Below are 17,367 nucleotides of genomic sequence, written 5' to 3' on the forward strand. Positions count from 1 at the left end.
CCTGGATGTTCTGCACACATCGGGGAGGAGAGGTCAGCCGCGCTTGACGTAGCGGCTGTAGCGGGTGCGCTCGTCGTACCAGTCGTGACCCTCGCCGACGCGGGCGATGATCGCGGCACGCACCTTGACGCGCGGGCGGGTCGTCTTGGTCAGGCAGCGGACGGGCACCGAGATGGTCGTCTTCTTGCCGTTCCAGGACGTCTTGATCCCGCTGCAGGGAAGCGGTGTGTAACTGCTCGGATCGTCACCGCGCTGCCAGCCGAGGGACTTGTCGGTCACCGCGCCCTGGCGGTTGCGCTTGACCGAGACGATGTAGGCCCAGCGGCCGCTGTCACGGGTCTTGATGTTGAGCTCGGTGATCGCGAGCTTCTTCTTGTTGCGGTTCGGGATCGTCAGCACACCGCTGACGCGGTGGTCGCCGTTCTTGACCCGCAGCTTGGTGATGTCGGCGACCCGCGGGGCATCGCCGCGCGGGTCCTTCACGTCGGTGGTCGCCGCCTGTGCTGCGGTCGGCACCATGCCGACGGCCAGGACGGAACCTGCCGCTACTGCGCCGATGCGCATCCATCGTCTCGTCATGAGTGAACCTCCTCGTTCGTTTTCCTTGTCCAACCCGTGTCGTCAGCCGCGTCGGACGTAGCGGCTGTAGCGGGTGAGGTCGTCGTACCAGTCGTGTCCCGGCTCGAGCCGGGTGATGATCCCGGCGCGCGCCCGCACTCGACGGGCACTGGTCTCCGTCAGGCAGCGGACGGGGACCGAGATCGTGATCTTCTTGCTCTTCCACGCGGTCTTGATGCCGGTGCACCGCAGCCGCCGGGACGTGGCCGGATCGTCGCCGCGCTGATAGAAGAGCCCCTTCTTGGCGGCCTGGCCGTTGCCGGCAGGGGCGATCGAGACGATGTAGGCCCAACGGCCGCTGTCCTTCGTCCGGATCATGAGGTCGATCCCGGCGTACTTCCGCTTCTTGTGGTGAGGCACGGTGAGCACACCCGTGACCCGGTGTTCGCCGTTCTTGACCCGGAGCTTGGTGATGTCGGCGACTCGCGGGGCATCGCCGCGCGGGTCCTTCACGTCGGTCGTCGCCGCGTGCGCCGTCCCTGGGATCAGGCCGACGGCCAGGACGGAGCCCGCCGCTGCTACGCCGATGCGCATCCATCGTCTCGTCATGAGTGAACCTCCGCGTTCGTCATGTCGGTTGCTGACGTCCGTCCATGGCAGCACGAGGGAGGGTCAGCCCCGCCGTGCTGTGCTGCGGGACCCTTTTTTTGACTCATTCAAGAAAAGCAGCCACACTGAGCCCATGCCCCCCGCACCCGAGATCGAGCTGCTGATCCGCGCGGCGACGCTGCGCGTGACTCGGCCGCGGGTCGCGGTGCTGACCGCCGTGCACGAGGCGCCCCACGCCGACACCGAGACGATCATCGCCGCCGTACGCCGCCGTCTGCCGACGGTGTCGCACCAGGCGGTGTACGACTCGCTCCGCACGCTGGCCGATCACGGCCTCGTCCGGCGCATCCAGCCCTCCGGCTCGGTCGCCCGGTACGAGGCGCGGGTCGGAGACAACCACCACCACGTCGTCTGCCGCTCGTGCGGAGCGATCGGCGACGTGGACTGCGCCGTCGGCGAGGCTCCCTGCCTGCACGCCTCCGACGACCGCGGCTTCGTGATCGACGAGGCCGAGGTCGTCTTCTGGGGCACGTGCGCCTCGTGCGCAACCACCGCTCAGGACGTGTGATCCGTCTCGTCCCTCCCGCCTTCACCCCCAGCAGTACCCCGTAGTTCAGCAAGCCCTGGAAAGGAACACATGTCCGAGAACCACGACGCCGTCATCGGCGAGGTCAACGAGGATCAGCCCGCGGGCGGATGCCCCGTGGCGCACGGCAAGGCCGCCCACCCGACGCAGGGTGGCAGCGGCAACCGTGCCTGGTGGCCCAACCAGCTCAACCTCAAGATCCTCGCCAAGAACCCTGCGGTCGCCAACCCGCTCGGCGAGGACTTCGACTACGCCGCGGCGTTCGGTGCGCTCGATCTCGACGCCGTGAAGCAGGACATCTCTCAGGTCCTGACGACGTCGCAGGACTGGTGGCCGGCCGACTTCGGCCACTACGGGCCGTTCATCATCCGGATGGCGTGGCACAGCGCGGGCACCTACCGCGTCAGCGACGGTCGCGGCGGTGCCGGTGCGGGTCAGCAGCGCTTCGCGCCGCTCAACAGCTGGCCGGACAACGTCAACCTCGACAAGGCCCGCCGTCTGCTGTGGCCGGTCAAGAAGAAGTACGGCCAGAGCCTGTCGTGGGCCGACCTGATGATCCTCGCCGGCAACGTCGCGCTGGAGACCATGGGCTTCGAGACCTTCGGCTTCGCCGGTGGGCGCGAGGACGTGTGGGAGCCCGACGAGGACGTCTACTGGGGCCCCGAGACCGAGTGGCTGGGCGGCGACGCCGGTGGCGCCGAGCGCTACACCGGCGACCGCGACCTCGAGGACCCCCTCGCGGCGGTCCAGATGGGTCTCATCTACGTCAACCCCGAGGGTCCCGAGGGCAACCCGGACCCGCTGGCCTCGGCCCGCGACATCCGCGAGACGTTCGCCCGCATGGCGATGAACGACGAGGAGACCGTCGCGCTCATCGCCGGCGGACACACGTTCGGCAAGACCCACGGTGCGGCCTCCGCCGACCTCGTCGGCCCCGAGCCCGAGGCTGCCCCGCTCGAGGAGCAGGGCTTCGGTTGGAAGCAGGGCCACGGGACGGGCAAGGGTGACGACGTCATCAGCTCCGGCCTCGAGGTCACCTGGACCTACCACCCGGTCCGGTGGGACAACGAGTTCTTCCACATCCTGTTCGCGTACGACTGGGAGCTCATGGAGTCGCCCGCCGGTGCGAAGCAGTGGCGTCCGAAGCACGGTGCCGGCTCGGATCTCGTCCCGCTCGCGCACGATCCCTCGCAGCACCGCGAGCCGCGGATGCTGACGTCCGACCTCGCGCTGCGCTTCGACCCCGTCTACGAGCAGATCTCGCGCCGCTTCAAGGACGACCAGGCCGCGTTCGCCGACGCGTTCGCCCGCGCGTGGTTCAAGCTCACCCACCGCGACATGGGACCGCTCGCGCGCTACCTCGGCCCCGAGGTCCCCAGCGAGCAGCTTCTCTGGCAGGACCCGCTCCCCGAGGCCTCGTACGAGACGGTCGACGCGACTGACGTCGCCGCGCTCAAGGATCAGATCAAGGCCACCGGCCTGACGGTCTCGCAGCTGGTCACCACGGCCTGGGCCGCGGCCTCGTCGTTCCGGTCCAGCGACAAGCGCGGTGGCGCCAACGGTGCGCGCATCCGCCTCCAGCCGCAGGCCGGCTGGGAGGTCAACAACCCCGACGAGCTCGCAGGCGTGCTCCGTGCGCTCGAGGGTGTCCAGGCGGCGTTCAACGCGTCGCAGACCGGCGGCAAGCAGGTCTCGCTCGCCGACGTCATCGTGCTCGCCGGCAACGTCGGCGTCGAGCAGGCCGCGCAGGCGGCCGGCTACGACCTGGAGGTGCCGTTCGCGCCGGGTCGCGTCGACGCGACGCAGGAGCAGACCGATGTGGAGTCCTTCGCCTACATGGAGCCGAAGGCCGACGGATTCCGCAACTACGTGGGCAAGGCCACCCGTCTGCCCGCCGAGTACCTCCTCGTCGACAAGGCCAACCTCCTCGGCGTCAGCGCGCCGGAGATGACGGTCCTCGTCGGTGGCATGCGCGCCCTCGGCGCGAACTACGACGGTTCGTCGCTGGGTGTCCTCACGGCCACCCCGGGCACGCTGACGAACGACTTCTTCGTCAACCTGCTCGAGCTCGGCACCACCTGGACGCCGAACGACGACTCGGCGCAGACCTTCACCGGCACGACGGCGACGGGTCACACCTGGACGGGCAGCCGCGTGGACCTGCTCTTCGGGTCCAACTCGGAGCTCCGTGCGCTCGCCGAGGTCTATGCGAGCGACGACGCCAAGGAGAAGTTCGTCCGTGACTTCACCGCGGCGTGGGTCAAGGTCATGAACGCCGACCGGTTCGACCTGGTCTGACGCTCCGCCCAGCACCAGCACGCGCCCCGGCCTGACGGGTTCGCCACCGGATTCCTCGCGGATCCGGTGTGCAGCCCGTCACGCCGGGGCGCTGGTGCGTACGGCCGCGGGTGCGGGCCGTCAGCGTGGCAGTGCGAGCCGCCGGTCGCGCAGCTCCTGGCGCGCGTACGAGGCGATCTTGGCGGTGTGCCTCGCGTCGGCGACCAGGCCGACCCCTCCGCCGAGCAACGGCACCTTGCGGACGATCATCGAGGCGCCCTGCTTGCCGCTGACCCGGCCGAAGAGCGCGGTGGTCACCTCTTGGGCGACGCGGTCGTCGAGGCTCGGGTCGTGGACCGGCGAGGTCGCCAGGCCCATCGGCGTCGTCGGGATGCGTCGCTCCTTGACGGCCTTCTTGATCTCGTCCTTGCCGAGGAGGCACGCCATCACGGCGTTGCGGACCCGCGGGTCGTCGAGGTCGTAGCCGCGGAGGTAGGCGATGGCGGCCACCATGTGGCACTGGAGGACGGCCAGCCCGGTCACGTTGGCGGGGACCGTCACGATCATCGACGCGATGCCACCGACGTTGGTCAGGAAGCCCTGGGCCCCGGCGTAGCGGACGTGGATCGCGACGGTGTCGTCGATGGCGTCCTCGACCCTCCCGCCGGCGAGCGCGAGCCGGGCGTCGGCCGCGACCCGGACCGGCTTGAAGGGGCCCACGCCGTCGATCGCCCGGTCGAGCAGCACACGCACGTATCCGGACGTGACCTTCGGTCCGGCCGACATGGCCACGCGCGGTCCTACCATCTTCGCGGTCGTCCTGGCGATGCCCACACGGTCCTCCTGAGTAGTCTGCGCTCCATCGTAGGAGGTACCCACTGAGCCAGCAGGTAGCCGGCGGCCCCTGGATACAGTCAGGCCTGTGACGCCGCAGCCGCTGCCGCCGAACCACTGGGAGTTCGGCCGTACCCACTGGCCGGACGACGACTTCGTCGGCATTGGCGCCGATCTCGAGCCCGGCACCCTCGTGGCGGCATACGCGGCCGGGATGTTCCCGATGCCCGTCGAGCCGGAGGGCCCGATCGGCTGGTGGTCCCCCGTGCAGCGCGGCGTGCTGCAGCTCGACCGGCTGCGGGTCACCCGCTCGCTGCGCAAGTCGGCCAAGCACTTCACCGTGACGGTCGACACAGATTTTCACGCCGTCGTGGAGGCGTGTGCCGACCCGTCGCGGGAGGGTGCCTGGATCGACGGCCAGATCGCCGCGGCGTACTCGCGGCTGCATGATCTCGGATGGGCGCACTCGGTCGAGGTGAGAGGTACGGACGGCGCCTTGGTCGGGGGGCTGTACGGCGTTGCGGTTGGCGGCCTCTTCGCAGGTGAGAGCATGTTTCACCGCGAGCGCGACGCGTCCAAGGTCGCCCTGCTGAGTCTGGTGGAGCTGCTGTCCGACGAGTACGCGGCCCAGCGGCTCGTGGACGTCCAGTGGCTCACGCCGCACCTGGCGTCGCTCGGGGCCGAGGCATGGCCCCGCGACACCTACCTGGACACCCTCCGAAGGGTCGTCGACACACCGCTCCCGCCCCCGTGGCGCTGAAACCACCGGCGTCGTGGGCTAGTGTCAAGGCGCACCACACCGGCGTGGGGCCCCGGAAATCCGGGGAAGTTCGGCATTTCTCCCTATGCTGGTGTGCGTCCGAGACAACCCAGTCCCACCACGTCGGAGGAACCCGTGAACCGTACTGAACTCGTAGCCGCAGTCGCCGAGACGGCCGGCACCACCAAGGCCGACGCCGACGCGGTCCTCAGCGCCTTCGGCGACACGCTGATCAACGCCGTCGGCAAGGGCGAGAAGGTCCAGATCCCGGGCCTGCTCACCGTCGAGCGTGTCGAGCGCGCAGCGCGCACCGGCCGCAACCCCGCGACGGGCGAGACCCTCGAGATCCCCGCCGGCCACGGCGTGAAGGTCACCGCCGGCAGCAAGCTGAAGGCCGCCGTCAAGTAAGACGTTCCACGAAGGGACCCCGGGCACGCGTGAGCGTCCCGGGGTCCCTCGCGTTCGTGGCCCCGGGACGGCACACTGGTCACGTGCCCGAGCTGCCCGAGGTCGACGCGCTGGTCGACGACCTGTCCCGCCGTCTGGGGGTCACCGAGGGTGAGCCCCGTGCGATCGTCGCTGCCTACCCGGCCGCGATCAGCGCCCTCAAGACCTACGACCCGCCCGTCAGCGCGCTGACCGGTCTCGTCGTCGACGGCGTGACGCGACGGGGGAAGTTCCTCGACATCTCCGTCGGCGGACTTCACCTGATCATCCACCTCGCCCGTGCCGGCTGGCTGCGCTGGAAGGACGAGCAGCCCACGACCCCGCCGCGACCCGGTGGCGGCAAGAACCCGTTGGCGTTCCGCATCGTGCTCGACGACGGGTCGGGGTTCGATCTCACCGAGGCGGGGACCAAGAAGGGACTCGCGGTCTATCTCGTCCGCGACCCCGCCGAGGTCCCCGGCGTCGCCCGACTCGGGCCGGACCCGCTCGACGGCACGTTCACGATCGACGTCTTCCGCCAGATCCTCGAGTCCGCCGGCCGCTCCCAGATCAAGGGCGTGCTGCGCGACCAGGGGCAGATCGCCGGGATCGGCAACGCCTACTCCGACGAGATCCTCCACGTCGCCAAGATGTCGCCCTTCAGGTCGGCGAGCGCGATCGTGGCGTCCGAGGAGGACCTGACGACGTTGTACGCCGCGATCGGCACCACGCTCCGCGAGGCGATCGCGCGCGCGGACGGGCTGGCGGCGTCGGAGCTCAAGAAGGAGAAGAAGTCAGGACTGCGGGTCCACGGCCGTACCGGCGAGACGTGCGAGGTCTGCGGCGACACGATCCGCGAGGTGTCATTCGCCGACTCGTCCCTGCAGTACTGCCCCACCTGTCAGACCGGCGGCAAGCCGCTGGCGGACCGGCGGATGTCGAAGCTCCTGCGGTAGCGCTCAGACGAGCCGTCGGCCCGCCTGGTGCCAGGCGATGACGCCCCCGGCGAGGTTCACGGCGTCGACACCGCGCTGCTGGAGGAAGGCGGTCGCGCGAGCCGACCGTCCGCCTGAACGGCAGTAGACCAGCACCTGACCCTCCGCGGGCACCTCGTCGATCCGGGCAGCGAGATCACTGAGCGGGATGTGGAGCGCACCGTCGACGTGCCCGCTGGCCCACTCGTCGTCCTCGCGGACGTCGACGACGACCAGCCCTGCGGGAAGGGGATCGGGCACGCCGGCGACGTCCACGGTCGGGATGGTGTTCTCGTCCATGTCTCCATCCTCTCAGCCGCCTCCACACGCTCCACGAGTCGCGCCCTCGGTGAAGGCGGTGCTCTCGCGGCGACCGCTGGGTTGGCTAGGCTGAGCCCGCCGGGCGCGTGCGTGCTCGCCCGTGCGCGAGGAGGAGAGCCATGTCGCAAGGCCCGCAGGACCCCTACGGACGGCCGTACGGCTCCGGCCCCGGTCAATCCTCGGGCTCGTCCTGGGGTGGCCAGCCCGGGCCGTCCCAGCCGGGTGCCCCGCAGGGGCAGTCGTGGTCCGCGCCGCACGCCCCGCCGACGGCCCGCGGCCGTGACGTCGAGAAGTCGTCCCCTTGGGGCATGGTCGCCGTCGTCGCCCTCGGCCTCGGGACGCTCGTCGCCCTCGGTTACGCCGCGTTCGCGCTGACCGCCCGCCGCGGCATCTTTGCCGACCTCTCCGACGACCCGTCCTCGGTCAGCCGCAGCGTCGCCGAGGACAGCGACTCGCTCAACGCGTTGCTCGTCTCCGCGACCGTGCTCGTCGTGGTGCTCGCGGTGCTCCTGTGGATCGTGGCTCTCGCCGCCGGACGCGGGCGCACGCTGCTCGGCTGGATCGGACTCGGCGTCGCGGCGATCGGTGGGCTCGTCGCGGCCGGCGGTGGTGCGATGACCAGTGGCGTGGAGTCGGCGAGCGAGGTCGACGACGCCGTCACCGGATATCTCCTCGTGGGTGCCGGCATGGCGGTGCTGGCGATCGGGCTCGCGCTCGGGATCCTGGCGCTGCTGTCGTCGCGGGACGCGTCGACCGGCGACAGTCCCTCAGGCTCGCCCTACGCGGCACCGCAGCAGCAGTCTCCTTACGGCCAGCCGGCCGAGCAGCCGCAGCGCCCGCCGTACGGGCAGCCGGGCGGCCAGCCGGGTGGTGGTCAGCCGCAGCAGGCGCCGTACGGCCAGCCGCAGCGACCGCCGTATGGTCAGCACCAGCAACCCCCGTACGGCCAGCCGGGTGGCCAGCCCCAGCGACCGCCGTACGGTCAGCCGCAGCAGCCGCCGTACGGACAGCCAGGTCAGCCGGGGCAGGGTCCCCAGCAGCCGCCGTACCCGCCGCAGGGGCCGACCGGCGGCCAGTGAGCCGCGCCGGACCCCGACGCCGTACGCCGTACCCACCGACACTCAGGAGAAGCCGCCATGGGCAAGCGATCGCGCCGCCGCGTCAAGCCGGAGAAGGCCGAGCGGGTTCCGTTCCGCGCCAGGACCTTCGAAGGGCTTCCGGGAGAGTGTGACTGGGTCGCGCTGCGCGAGTTCGTGCCGTCCGCCACGGCGACGGTCGCCCTGCGGCCCGACGTCGCGGAGAGCACGACCGTACGGGTGTGCACCTTGCTGCCCGGCGCGTCCGCCGGTCTCGTCCGCCCCGACGGCGAGCTGTGGCTCGGCCTCCAGGTGACGCACAACTTCGGTGACGTCAGCCGTGATCTGGCCGCCGTGGTGGAGCAGGGCCTCGAGACCGAGCCGGGCACCGAGATCGTCATCGCCGACCCGGGGGCGGGACGGCGGTTGCAGGACCTCGTCGACCCGGAGTCCGACTTCCCCGTCGACGTGCAGGACGGCTTCGACTTCTGGACCGCCGGCGTCGACGACCCCACGGGTGCCGTGGCGGGTGCGATCGAGCAGGCCAACGAGGTCGTGACGCCGACCGAGCGGCTCGAGGAGGTCGACGCCGCCTACTGGACGCAGCTCGGCGAGCGACAGTTCCTCCGCTGGGTGATGCCCCACGACGAGGACAAGCTCCTGACCGCTCTCGCGCGGCTGCACGTCAGCGGAGACGACCGTCTCGCCGACGACGTGCGTCTCATCGGGTCGTTCCGCGCGCACGGGCTGCTCGTCCCTGTGTGGGAGATGATCGAGCCCACGCCGGCCGTCGCCCTGGAAGGCCCTGCAGCAGCATTCGAGTCGCGGCTCGAGGAGGCGCTGGCCGACTCCTCGCCGCTGACGAGCGAGCAGCGCGGGGCGCGCAACGGGCTCGCGAACCGTCAGATCACGGTGCGTTGATGCCCGGTCGAGAAGGCTCTCCGAGCAGGTGATCCAGGTCATCGAACGGAGGACTTGAACGCCCGTTCAGGATGCCCTACAGTCTTCCTTAGACCCCGGTCGCTACTGTATCCCCCGTCAGCAGCGGCTGGGGTCTTCCCATGCCAGCACCACCCCAGGTGCTACTCTCGGCCCCATGTTGAGCGGGCGATTTTATGGGCGCGACGTGCTGGTGCAGCCAGCGGTCGGCGCCTGACTCACCGACCCGCTCAGCAAGCCAGCACAGGCACGGACCACACGGTCCGTGCCTTTCGTCATTCGTGGCGGTGCCGGCGCAGGACCGGTGCCGCCGAGAGGAAGTGCCGATGTCCAGCTCAGCCCCGGCTCGTACGACCCCCACCCCCGGCCGCACGCCGACGAGCGACCTCCGCGTGCGTGCGCTCGAGCCTCTCGAGCGCCCCCGCGACGTCGTCGCGGCCCGCCCGCTCGGTGATGCCGCCGCCGACCTGGTCGCGCGGTCGCGCGACGCGGCGGCCGCCATCATGTCCGGCGAGGACGACCGTCTCCTCGTCGTCGTCGGGCCGTGCTCCATCCACGACCCGAGCGCGGCGCTCGACTACGCCCACCGGCTCGCACCCCTGCGGGAGGCCTACGCCGGCGACCTGGAGATCGTCATGCGGGTCTACTTCGAGAAGCCCCGCACGACCGTGGGGTGGAAGGGCCTCATCAACGATCCGGGGATGGACGAGTCGTACGACGTCCGCCGTGGCCTGCGGCTCGCCCGCTCGGTGCTGCTCGACGTGCTCGCGACCGGCCTGCCTGCGGGCACCGAGCTGCTCGAGCCGACCAGCCCGCAGTACCTCGCCGACGCCGTCTCCTGGGGTGCCATCGGCGCCCGTACGCCGGAGAGCCAGGTGCACCGGCAGCTCGTGTCGGGCCTGTCCATGCCTGTCGGCTTCAAGAACGCCACGGACGGCTCGGTCCAGGCGGCGATCGACGGCTGCCGGGCGGCGGGCGCGGAGCAGACGTTCTTCGGGATCGACGCGGACGGTCGGGCGTGCGCCGTCTCCACGAGCGGCAACCCCGACTGCCACGTGATCCTGCGCGGCGGGCACGCCGGCCCCAACTACGGCGTGGAGTCTCGGCGGTCCGCGCTCGGGCTGCTCGAGCGCGCCGGGATGCCGGCGCGCCTTGTCGTGGACGCCAGCCACGGCAACTCCGGCAAGGACCACGTCCGCCAGGCTGCCGTCGTCCGCGAGCTGGCCGGTGACGTCGCCGGTGGGGACCGCGGGATCGGCGGCGTGATGCTCGAGAGCTTCCTGGTCCCCGGCAAGCAGGCGCCCGCGCCGGCAGACCTGACGTACGGGCAGAGCGTGACCGACGCCTGCATCGGCTGGGACGTCACCGCCGACCTGCTCGAGGAGCTCGCGCGCGCCTCGGCGACGCGGCGGGCAGCATCCGGGGCCTAGGCTGAACACCTACCCCCGGGTAGCCGGCTAAGCGCCCGCTTACTTAGGGTGTGCCCCAGACCACGTCGTACGGCCCCACAGGAGAGCGAACATGAGGCTCGCGCTGACACCGGAGGACGCGCAGCTCCAGCAGGAGCTCCGCGAGTTCTTCACCACCAAGGTCCCGCAGGAGATCCGCGACACCGTCCGCAGCGGTGGAGAGCTCTCCAAGGAGCAGATCGTCGAGGCGCAGCGCGCCCTCAACGCAGGCGGCTATGCCGTCCCGAACTGGCCCGTGGAGTGGGGCGGCAAGGGATGGACGCCGCTGCAGCGCCACATCTGGCTCGACGAGATGCAGACCGCCGGCGTGCCCTCGCCGCTCCCGTTCAACACGAGCATGGTCGGTCCCGTGATCGCCACGTTCGGCTCCGAGGAGCAGAAGGCGCGGTTCCTGCCGGCCACGGCGAACCTCGACATCTGGTGGTGCCAGGGCTTCTCCGAGCCCGACGCGGGGTCGGACCTGGCCTCGCTGCGCACCACCGCCGTCCGCGACGGTGACGAGTGGGTCGTCAACGGCCAGAAGACCTGGACGACGCTCGGGCAGTACGCCGACTGGATCTTCTGCCTCGTACGCACCAACCCCGACGCGCCCAAGAAGCAGCAGGGCATCTCGTTCGTCCTCTTCGAGATGTCGACCCCCGGCGTCACGGTGCGACCGATCAAGCTGATCGACGGGTCGTACGAGGTCAACGAGGTCTTCTTCGACAACGTGCGCGTCCCCGCCGACCAGCTCGTCGGCGAGGAGAACCACGGCTGGGACTACGCGAAGTTCCTGCTCGGCAACGAGCGCGACGGCATCGGCGCCACCGGCAGCACCAAGCTGCGTCTCCAGATCGTCAAGGAGCACGCCTCGGTCCCGCTGGCCGACGGCAGCCGACTCATCGACCAGCCGGCGATCGCCGCCCGCTTCGCGTCTCTGGAGAACCAGCTGCTCGCGCTCGAGCTCACCGCGCTCCGGGTCGCCGGCGGCTCGAAGGACGGCAAGCCCAACCCGGTCTCGTCGATCCTCAAGCTCCGTGGCTCGCAGCTGCAGCAGGACGTCTCCGAGCTGGCCGTCGACGTCGCCGGGAGCGACGTGCTGGCCGCCGGAGCCGGAGACGACTCGGACGTGCCGGCATGGGCGGGCCGCTCCGTACCGACGTATCTGAACCTCCGCAAGGTGTCGATCTACGGTGGCTCCAACGAGGTCCAGCGCACGATCATCGCCGGCACGATCCTGGGACTGTGAGGGACTGACATGGATTTCACGCTGGACACCGAGCAGGTTGCTCTTCGGGACGCCGTCCGCGGCATCCTCGGCGGATCCGCCGCCAACCGGGAGAAGGTCGTCGCCACCGAGCCCGGCTGGGACCGTGACGTCTGGGGCCGTCTCGCCGAGATGGGGCTGCTGGGGCTGCCCTTCGACGAGGCGTACGACGGCGCCGGCGCCGGGGCCGTCGAGGTCGGGATCGTCGCCCAGGAGATCGGGCGCGTGCTCGCGCCGGAGCCGTTCATCGACGTGGTCGTCGGTGCCGGTGAGCTGATCGCCGACGCGGGCACCGAGGAGCAGAAGCAGGAGCTCCTTCCCAAGATCGCTGCCGGTGACCTGGTCGCCGTGATCGCCCACCAGGAGCCGCGTGCGCCGCACGGGACGGTCGCCTACGGCGTGACCGCCACCCCGTCGGCGGACGGCTGGACGCTCGACGGCGTCAAGGAGCCGGTCCGTCACGGCGGTGTCGCCGACGTCCTCGTCGTGAGTGCGAAGGACGGTGAGACGACACGGCTGTTCGTCGTCGATGCCCACGCCGACGGTGTCACCCGCACGACGTACGCGACGCCCGACGACTCCTACGCCGCCCGCGTCGTCCTGACCGGGGCCGTCGCGACCCCGCTCGGCGAGGCCGGCGAGGATGCTCTCGCACGGGCGTTCGCCCGCCTGCAGACGGCGTACGGCGCCGAGGCGATCGGCGCGATGGAGATCTCGGTCGAGACGACCGTCGGCTATCTCAAGACGCGCAAGCAGTTCGGGGTCACGCTGTCGAAGTTCCAGGCGCTGACGTTCCGGGCGGCCGACATGTACACGTCGCTCGAGCTGGCCCGCTCGGTCTCGCTGTGGGCGACGATGTCGCTGGCCGAGCACGGGCCCGACCCCCTGGTCGCCTCGCGCCTGCAGGCCGAGATCGGTCGCACCGCCCGGCACGTCAGCCAGGAGTCGATCCAGCTCCACGGCGGCATCGGCGTGACGGCGGAGTACTCGATCGGCCACTACGCCGCACGGCTGACCGTGCTCGAGCGCACGCTCGGCACGGAGGCCTACCACCTCGGACGCGTCGCCGAGGGCATCGACGGCCGCGGCATCGTCGAGCTGCTGCGCTGACATCGGACGGGGTCGGCGGCACGCCCGCCGACCCCGTACCCGTGCCGTGCCCGACCGTTACTGTGCCGCCATGCACCGACTCCGTACGGCCTGGGCGGCGGCGCCGCTCGCCCTGCTGATGGCGTGCGGTGGCGGTGCGGACGACCCTTCTCGGGTGTGCACGATGATCGGCTCGTCCGCCGGGATCGGGGTCTCGGTCGAGCCGCCGCTGGCGACACAGGCGGTGACGGTCCGGACCAGCGTCTGCTGGGACGGCGTCTGCGTGGACGACCAGTCAGCGCTGACGCCGGGCCGGGTGGCCGTCGACCAGGGCTGTGACGGTGACGGTCCCGACTCCTCCTGCGGCGCCGTCATGAGATCGGACGGGACGATGGTGAGCTTCGTCGAGGTCCCCGAGCTGCCTCTCGAGCAGGTCGAGGTGACGACCGTCGTGCAACGGCGCGACGGCACCGAGCTCCGTCGTGACGTGGCGCGGGTGACCCCCCAGGCGACCTATCCCAACGGCAGGAAGTGCGGTCGCGGGGGCAACCAGGCAGAGCTCTCGATCCGGTGACGTCGAGACCCTGACCCGTCCGATGAGTTCGGCAGGCGCGCCGAGTCGAGGCTGCATGAGCACCTTCGTCCTCATCCCCGGAGCCGGCGGCCACCCCGGCTACTGGTCCCGTCTCGTCCCCGCCCTCGAACGCCGCGGACACACCGCGGTCCCCGTCGACGTGCCTCAGCACGACGAGTCGACGGGCATCGAGGACCATGTCGAGATCGTGCTCGCGGCGGTCGCGGAGCGCGTGGCGCCGCACGACGACCCGCCGGTCGTGGTCGCACAGTCCATGGGGGCGTTCATCGGCCCTCTGGTGTGCGAGCGCATCCCCGTCTCCCAGCTCGTGCTCCTCAACCCGATGATCCCTGCGCCCGGCGAGACCGCAGGCGAGTGGTGGTCGGCGACCGGGAGCTCCGAGGCGCGGCGCGAGGCAGGGTGGGAGGGTTTCGACGTCGTACGCGACTTCTTCCACGACGTCCCCGAGGACCTCGCCGCCGAGATCCTCGCCGGCGGGGACCGGGAGCCCTCCGAGCGGTCGTTCGCCGAGCCGTGGCCGGCGCGAGCGTGGCCCGACGTGCCGACCGCCGTCGTTGCCGGGACGGACGACCGGATCTTCCCCATCGCGTTCCAGCGGCGTGTGTCGCAGGAGCGGCTCGGACTCACTCCGTACGAGGTGCCCGGGGGCCACCTGGTCGCGCTCAGCCGTCCCGAGGAGCTCGTCGACCAGCTCGAGGCGCTCGTCGTCCCGACCCGCTCGGACGAGCCCCGTACGAAAAAGTTCGTGACCCGTGTCGAAAACCCGGCGGCTGGTTCGGCGTAGGGGTGAGGCACCGCTCCGGCACTAGGGTCGGAACGGACTCGATCGACAAGGAGAACGACATGCGAGTCATGGTCATGGTGCAGTCCACGCCGGCGTGGGAAGCGCAGGGTCAGATGCCCTCCACCGAGATGCTGGCGGAGATGGGTGCCTACAACGAGGAGCTCGTCAACGCCGGCATCATGCTGGACGGCGATGGCCTGAAGAACAGCGCCGAGGGCGCTCGGGTCGTCTTCGGCGACGGGGAGACGCGGGTCGTCGACGGGCCGTTCACCGAGAGCAAGGAGCTGCTCGCCGGCTACTGGATCTGGGAGGTCAAGTCCTTCGAGGAGGCCGTCGAGTGGGCGAAGCGGATCCCGAACGATCCCAGCGAGCCCGGCCAGGTCGAGCTCAGGCCGATCTTCGAGGCCGAGGACTTCGGCGCGGAGTACACCCCCGAGCTCAGGCAGCAGGAAGAGAAGCTCCGCGAGCAGGTCCAGCACCAGCACGGCTCCTGAGGACGAGCGGCAGGAGCGCGGAGCGGTAGGAGCGCAGCGGATGCCCGGCGACGTCGGTCGGACGATCGACGCGATCTGGAGGATCGAGTCGGCGCGCGTGGTCGCCGGGCTGGTCCGCATCGTCAACGACGTCGGCTACGCCGAGGACCTCGCGCAGGACGCGCTCGTGGTCGCGCTCGAGAAGTGGCCGCGCGACGGCGTCCCCGACAACCCCGGGGCGTGGCTGACCAAGGTCGCCCGCAACCTCGCGGTCGACCGGGTCCGCCGCGACCAGAACCTCACCCGCAAGTACGCGGTGCTGGCGCCAGACCTCGAGGAACAGCGGCGCGCCGCGCTTCCGATGCCCGAGGACGTCGTCGGCGACCCGGTCGGTGACGACGTCCTGCGGCTCGTCTTCGTGGCCTGCCACCCTGTGCTGACCCGCGGCGCCCAGGTCGCCCTCACCCTGCGGATGCTCGGCGGGCTGTCGACGGACGAGATCGCCCACGCCTTCCTGACCCCGGCGGCGACGGTCGGGCAGCGCATCTCGCGCGCCAAGCGCACCCTCTCCGAGGCGCAGGTCCCCTTCGAGATCCCTTCCGCCGAGGAGCTTCCCGGTCGACTGGCGGCGGTCCTCGAGGTCGTCTACCTGATCTTCAACGAGGGCTACTCGGCGAGCTCGGGCGACCGGGTCGTCCGAGAGGACCTGTGCCGCGAGGCCATGCGGCTCGGGCGCGTGCTCGCTGCGCTCCTGCCGCAGGAGCCCGAACCGTACGGACTGGTCGCGCTGATGGAGCTCCAGGCGTCACGCTTCGCCGCCCGGACCGACCGGCACGGCGCCCCGGTGCTCCTCGACCACCAGGACCGCTCGAGGTGGGACCGTACGCTGATCCGCCACGGCCTGGACGCGATCGACCGCTCCGTCTCGCTGCGACGCCCGCTCGGGCCGTACACACTGCAGGCCGCCATCGCCGCCTGTCACGCCCGGGCCGCGCGCCCTGAGGACACCGACTGGGAGCGGATCGTCGCGCTCTACGACGGGCTGGCGGCGCTCAACCCGTCGCCGGTGATCGCGCTGAACCGTGCCGTCGCGGTGAGCCGGGCGTTCGGCCCGGCCGATGCCCTGCGCGCCTTGGAGCCGCTCCGGCGCGATCCTCGGATGGCGTCCTACCATCTTCTCCCGAGCGTGCGGGGCGACCTCCTGGTGCGGCTGGGCCGCGACGGGGAGGCGGCGGTGGAGTTCGAGGCGGCCGCGCGACTGGCAGGCAGCGTCCACGACCGCCGCGTCCTCATGGAGCTGGCGGCGGCCGCCCAGGCACGCGCCGAGAGGTGAACCCCTAGCCCCTACGGTGTGGCAGGTGGAGAGCCTCGACATCGCGCCGCTCGACGTCACCGACGCCGAGACGGCCGCAGAGCTGCTGGCCGTCCAACGACGGGCGTACGAGGTGGAGGCCGCGCTGATCGACTTCCCGGAGCTGCCGATGCTGCACGAGACGCTCGAGGAGCTGCAGGAGAGCTCCGAGCTGTTCCTCGGCGCGTACGCCGAGGGCGTGCTGGTGGGAGCCGTCTCGTGGGAACGCCTCGACGACGGCACGATCGACATCTTCCGGCTCGTCGTCGACCCGCCGGCCCATCGTCGCGGCGTCGCGTCGTCGCTGCTGGAGGTGCTGTCCGCGCTCGAACCGACCCACCGCACGATCGTCTCGACCGGCAGTCGGAACGCTCCAGGGCTGGCCTTCTACGCCCGCCACGGCTTCGTCCCCGTCGCCGAGCGCGAGGTCGCCCCGGGAGTACGCCTCACCGACCTGGAGCGCCTCGCGATACCGTGAGGCATGACCACGAAGGAGATCGACTTCGACGGTGGGATCCTCGTCGGCCACGACGGCTCCGACTTCTCCGACCAGGCGGTTGAGTGGGCTCTGGAGTACGGCAGGCTCACCGGTCAGCCGGTGACGGTGACCCGTGCCTGGGTGCTCACCACGGCACCCCGCCCCAAGACGTGGGAGCCCGGCTACATGCCGCCCCTGGAGGACTTCGCCGCGGCGGTCGTCGAGGTGCTCGACGACGACCTTGCGCCACTCCGCGCCAAATACCCTGAGGTCGACGTGCGCACGTGCGCCGTCCACGGCAAGCCCGCGACCCGCATCATCGAGGCCTCGGAAAAGGCCTCGACGGTCGTCGTCGGGCGTCGCGGGCTCGGCGGCTTCAAGGGACTCCTGCTCGGCTCGGTGAGCGAGCAGGTGGTCCGTCACGCGAAGGCCACCGTGGTCGTCATCAACCCCTCGGGTGGTGACGAGTCGCCGGACGCCCGCAACGTCCTCGACTCGAGCTTCTCCGACGACGCCTGAGAG

General features: G+C 70.9%; 20 protein-coding genes. 16 read left to right on the forward strand and 4 right to left on the reverse strand.

Features of this window, described 5'->3' with window-relative positions; genetic code table 11:
• Positions 1-33: 33 nt before the first annotated feature.
• Both KV102_RS07150 and KV102_RS07155 read right to left on the reverse strand, forming a co-directional pair.
• Positions 34-579, reverse strand: coding sequence for a hypothetical protein (locus KV102_RS07150; RefSeq protein WP_220342868.1), 546 nt, complete (start codon positions 577-579; stop codon positions 34-36).
• Positions 580-621: 42 nt separating this feature from the next.
• A complete protein-coding gene (locus KV102_RS07155) occupies positions 622-1,167 on the reverse strand; it encodes a hypothetical protein (RefSeq protein ID WP_220345738.1) in 546 nt (181 codons plus the stop codon).
• A 133-nt stretch (positions 1,168-1,300) separates the two neighbouring features.
• Between KV102_RS07155 and KV102_RS07160 the strand changes: the two genes are divergently transcribed.
• Complete coding sequence (locus tag KV102_RS07160) at positions 1,301-1,735, forward strand: Fur family transcriptional regulator (protein ID WP_220345739.1); 435 nt, start codon at positions 1,301-1,303, stop codon at positions 1,733-1,735.
• 69 nt (positions 1,736-1,804) lie between these two features.
• On the forward strand, positions 1,805-4,051 hold the full coding sequence (gene katG / locus KV102_RS07165) for a catalase/peroxidase HPI (RefSeq protein WP_220345740.1): 2,247 nt from the start codon (positions 1,805-1,807) through the stop codon (positions 4,049-4,051).
• Between the two features lie 120 nt (positions 4,052-4,171).
• Here the strand turns inward: katG and KV102_RS07170 are convergent, their stop codons facing one another.
• Positions 4,172-4,816, reverse strand: coding sequence for an EcsC family protein (locus tag KV102_RS07170; protein WP_255560576.1), 645 nt, complete (start codon positions 4,814-4,816; stop codon positions 4,172-4,174).
• Between the two features lie 136 nt (positions 4,817-4,952).
• Between KV102_RS07170 and aat the strand changes: the two genes are divergently transcribed.
• The 3 genes from aat (at position 4,953) to KV102_RS07185 (ending at position 7,006) form a co-directional block, all read left to right on the forward strand.
• Positions 4,953-5,624: a leucyl/phenylalanyl-tRNA--protein transferase gene (gene aat / locus KV102_RS07175; protein ID WP_308289472.1), complete on the forward strand. Its 672-nt coding sequence runs from the start codon at positions 4,953-4,955 to the stop codon at positions 5,622-5,624.
• A 135-nt stretch (positions 5,625-5,759) separates the two neighbouring features.
• Complete coding sequence (locus tag KV102_RS07180; protein WP_220342875.1) at positions 5,760-6,032, forward strand: HU family DNA-binding protein; 273 nt, start codon at positions 5,760-5,762, stop codon at positions 6,030-6,032.
• Between the two features lie 83 nt (positions 6,033-6,115).
• Positions 6,116-7,006 (forward strand): Fpg/Nei family DNA glycosylase, encoded by an 891-nt coding sequence (locus KV102_RS07185; RefSeq protein ID WP_220342877.1) that lies wholly within the window; start codon positions 6,116-6,118, stop codon positions 7,004-7,006.
• Between the two features lie 3 nt (positions 7,007-7,009).
• Here KV102_RS07185 and KV102_RS07190 read toward each other — a convergent pair whose 3' ends face one another.
• Positions 7,010-7,324: a rhodanese-like domain-containing protein gene (locus KV102_RS07190; RefSeq protein ID WP_220342879.1), complete on the reverse strand. Its 315-nt coding sequence runs from the start codon at positions 7,322-7,324 to the stop codon at positions 7,010-7,012.
• A 140-nt stretch (positions 7,325-7,464) separates the two neighbouring features.
• Here KV102_RS07190 and KV102_RS07195 point away from each other — a divergent pair, with 140 nt between their 5' ends.
• The 11 genes from KV102_RS07195 to KV102_RS07245 all read left to right on the forward strand — a co-directional run bounded on the left by KV102_RS07195 (position 7,465) and on the right by KV102_RS07245 (position 17,364).
• Complete coding sequence (locus KV102_RS07195; protein ID WP_220345741.1) at positions 7,465-8,424, forward strand: hypothetical protein; 960 nt, start codon at positions 7,465-7,467, stop codon at positions 8,422-8,424.
• 57 nt (positions 8,425-8,481) lie between these two features.
• Positions 8,482-9,342, forward strand: coding sequence for a DUF5926 family protein (locus KV102_RS07200; protein ID WP_220345742.1), 861 nt, complete (start codon positions 8,482-8,484; stop codon positions 9,340-9,342).
• Between the two features lie 344 nt (positions 9,343-9,686).
• The gene (locus KV102_RS07205) at positions 9,687-10,790 is read left to right on the forward strand and encodes a 3-deoxy-7-phosphoheptulonate synthase (RefSeq protein ID WP_220342885.1); all 1,104 of its coding nucleotides are present in this window, start codon (positions 9,687-9,689) and stop codon (positions 10,788-10,790) included.
• Positions 10,791-10,881: 91 nt separating this feature from the next.
• Entirely contained in the window at positions 10,882-12,057 is a 1,176-nt protein-coding gene (locus KV102_RS07210; RefSeq protein WP_220342886.1) for an acyl-CoA dehydrogenase family protein, read from the forward strand.
• Between the two features lie 9 nt (positions 12,058-12,066).
• Complete coding sequence (locus KV102_RS07215; protein WP_220342887.1) at positions 12,067-13,185, forward strand: acyl-CoA dehydrogenase family protein; 1,119 nt, start codon at positions 12,067-12,069, stop codon at positions 13,183-13,185.
• A gap of 70 nt (positions 13,186-13,255) precedes the next feature.
• Positions 13,256-13,738 (forward strand): hypothetical protein, encoded by a 483-nt coding sequence (locus tag KV102_RS07220; RefSeq protein ID WP_220345743.1) that lies wholly within the window; start codon positions 13,256-13,258, stop codon positions 13,736-13,738.
• A gap of 55 nt (positions 13,739-13,793) precedes the next feature.
• Positions 13,794-14,543 (forward strand): alpha/beta fold hydrolase, encoded by a 750-nt coding sequence (locus KV102_RS07225; protein WP_220345744.1) that lies wholly within the window; start codon positions 13,794-13,796, stop codon positions 14,541-14,543.
• 59 nt (positions 14,544-14,602) lie between these two features.
• On the forward strand, positions 14,603-15,037 hold the full coding sequence (locus tag KV102_RS07230) for a YciI family protein (RefSeq protein WP_220345745.1): 435 nt from the start codon (positions 14,603-14,605) through the stop codon (positions 15,035-15,037).
• A gap of 40 nt (positions 15,038-15,077) precedes the next feature.
• Positions 15,078-16,349: an RNA polymerase sigma factor gene (locus KV102_RS07235; RefSeq protein ID WP_220345746.1), complete on the forward strand. Its 1,272-nt coding sequence runs from the start codon at positions 15,078-15,080 to the stop codon at positions 16,347-16,349.
• 25 nt (positions 16,350-16,374) lie between these two features.
• Positions 16,375-16,845, forward strand: coding sequence for a GNAT family N-acetyltransferase (locus KV102_RS07240; RefSeq protein WP_220342892.1), 471 nt, complete (start codon positions 16,375-16,377; stop codon positions 16,843-16,845).
• A gap of 3 nt (positions 16,846-16,848) precedes the next feature.
• Positions 16,849-17,364, forward strand: coding sequence for a universal stress protein (locus tag KV102_RS07245; protein ID WP_220342894.1), 516 nt, complete (start codon positions 16,849-16,851; stop codon positions 17,362-17,364).
• The last annotated feature ends 3 nt before the right edge of the window (positions 17,365-17,367 follow it).

Origin of the sequence: Mumia sp. zg.B53 (assembly GCF_019550935.1) — a bacterium.
Taxonomy (GTDB): Bacteria; Actinomycetota; Actinomycetes; order Propionibacteriales; family Nocardioidaceae; genus Mumia.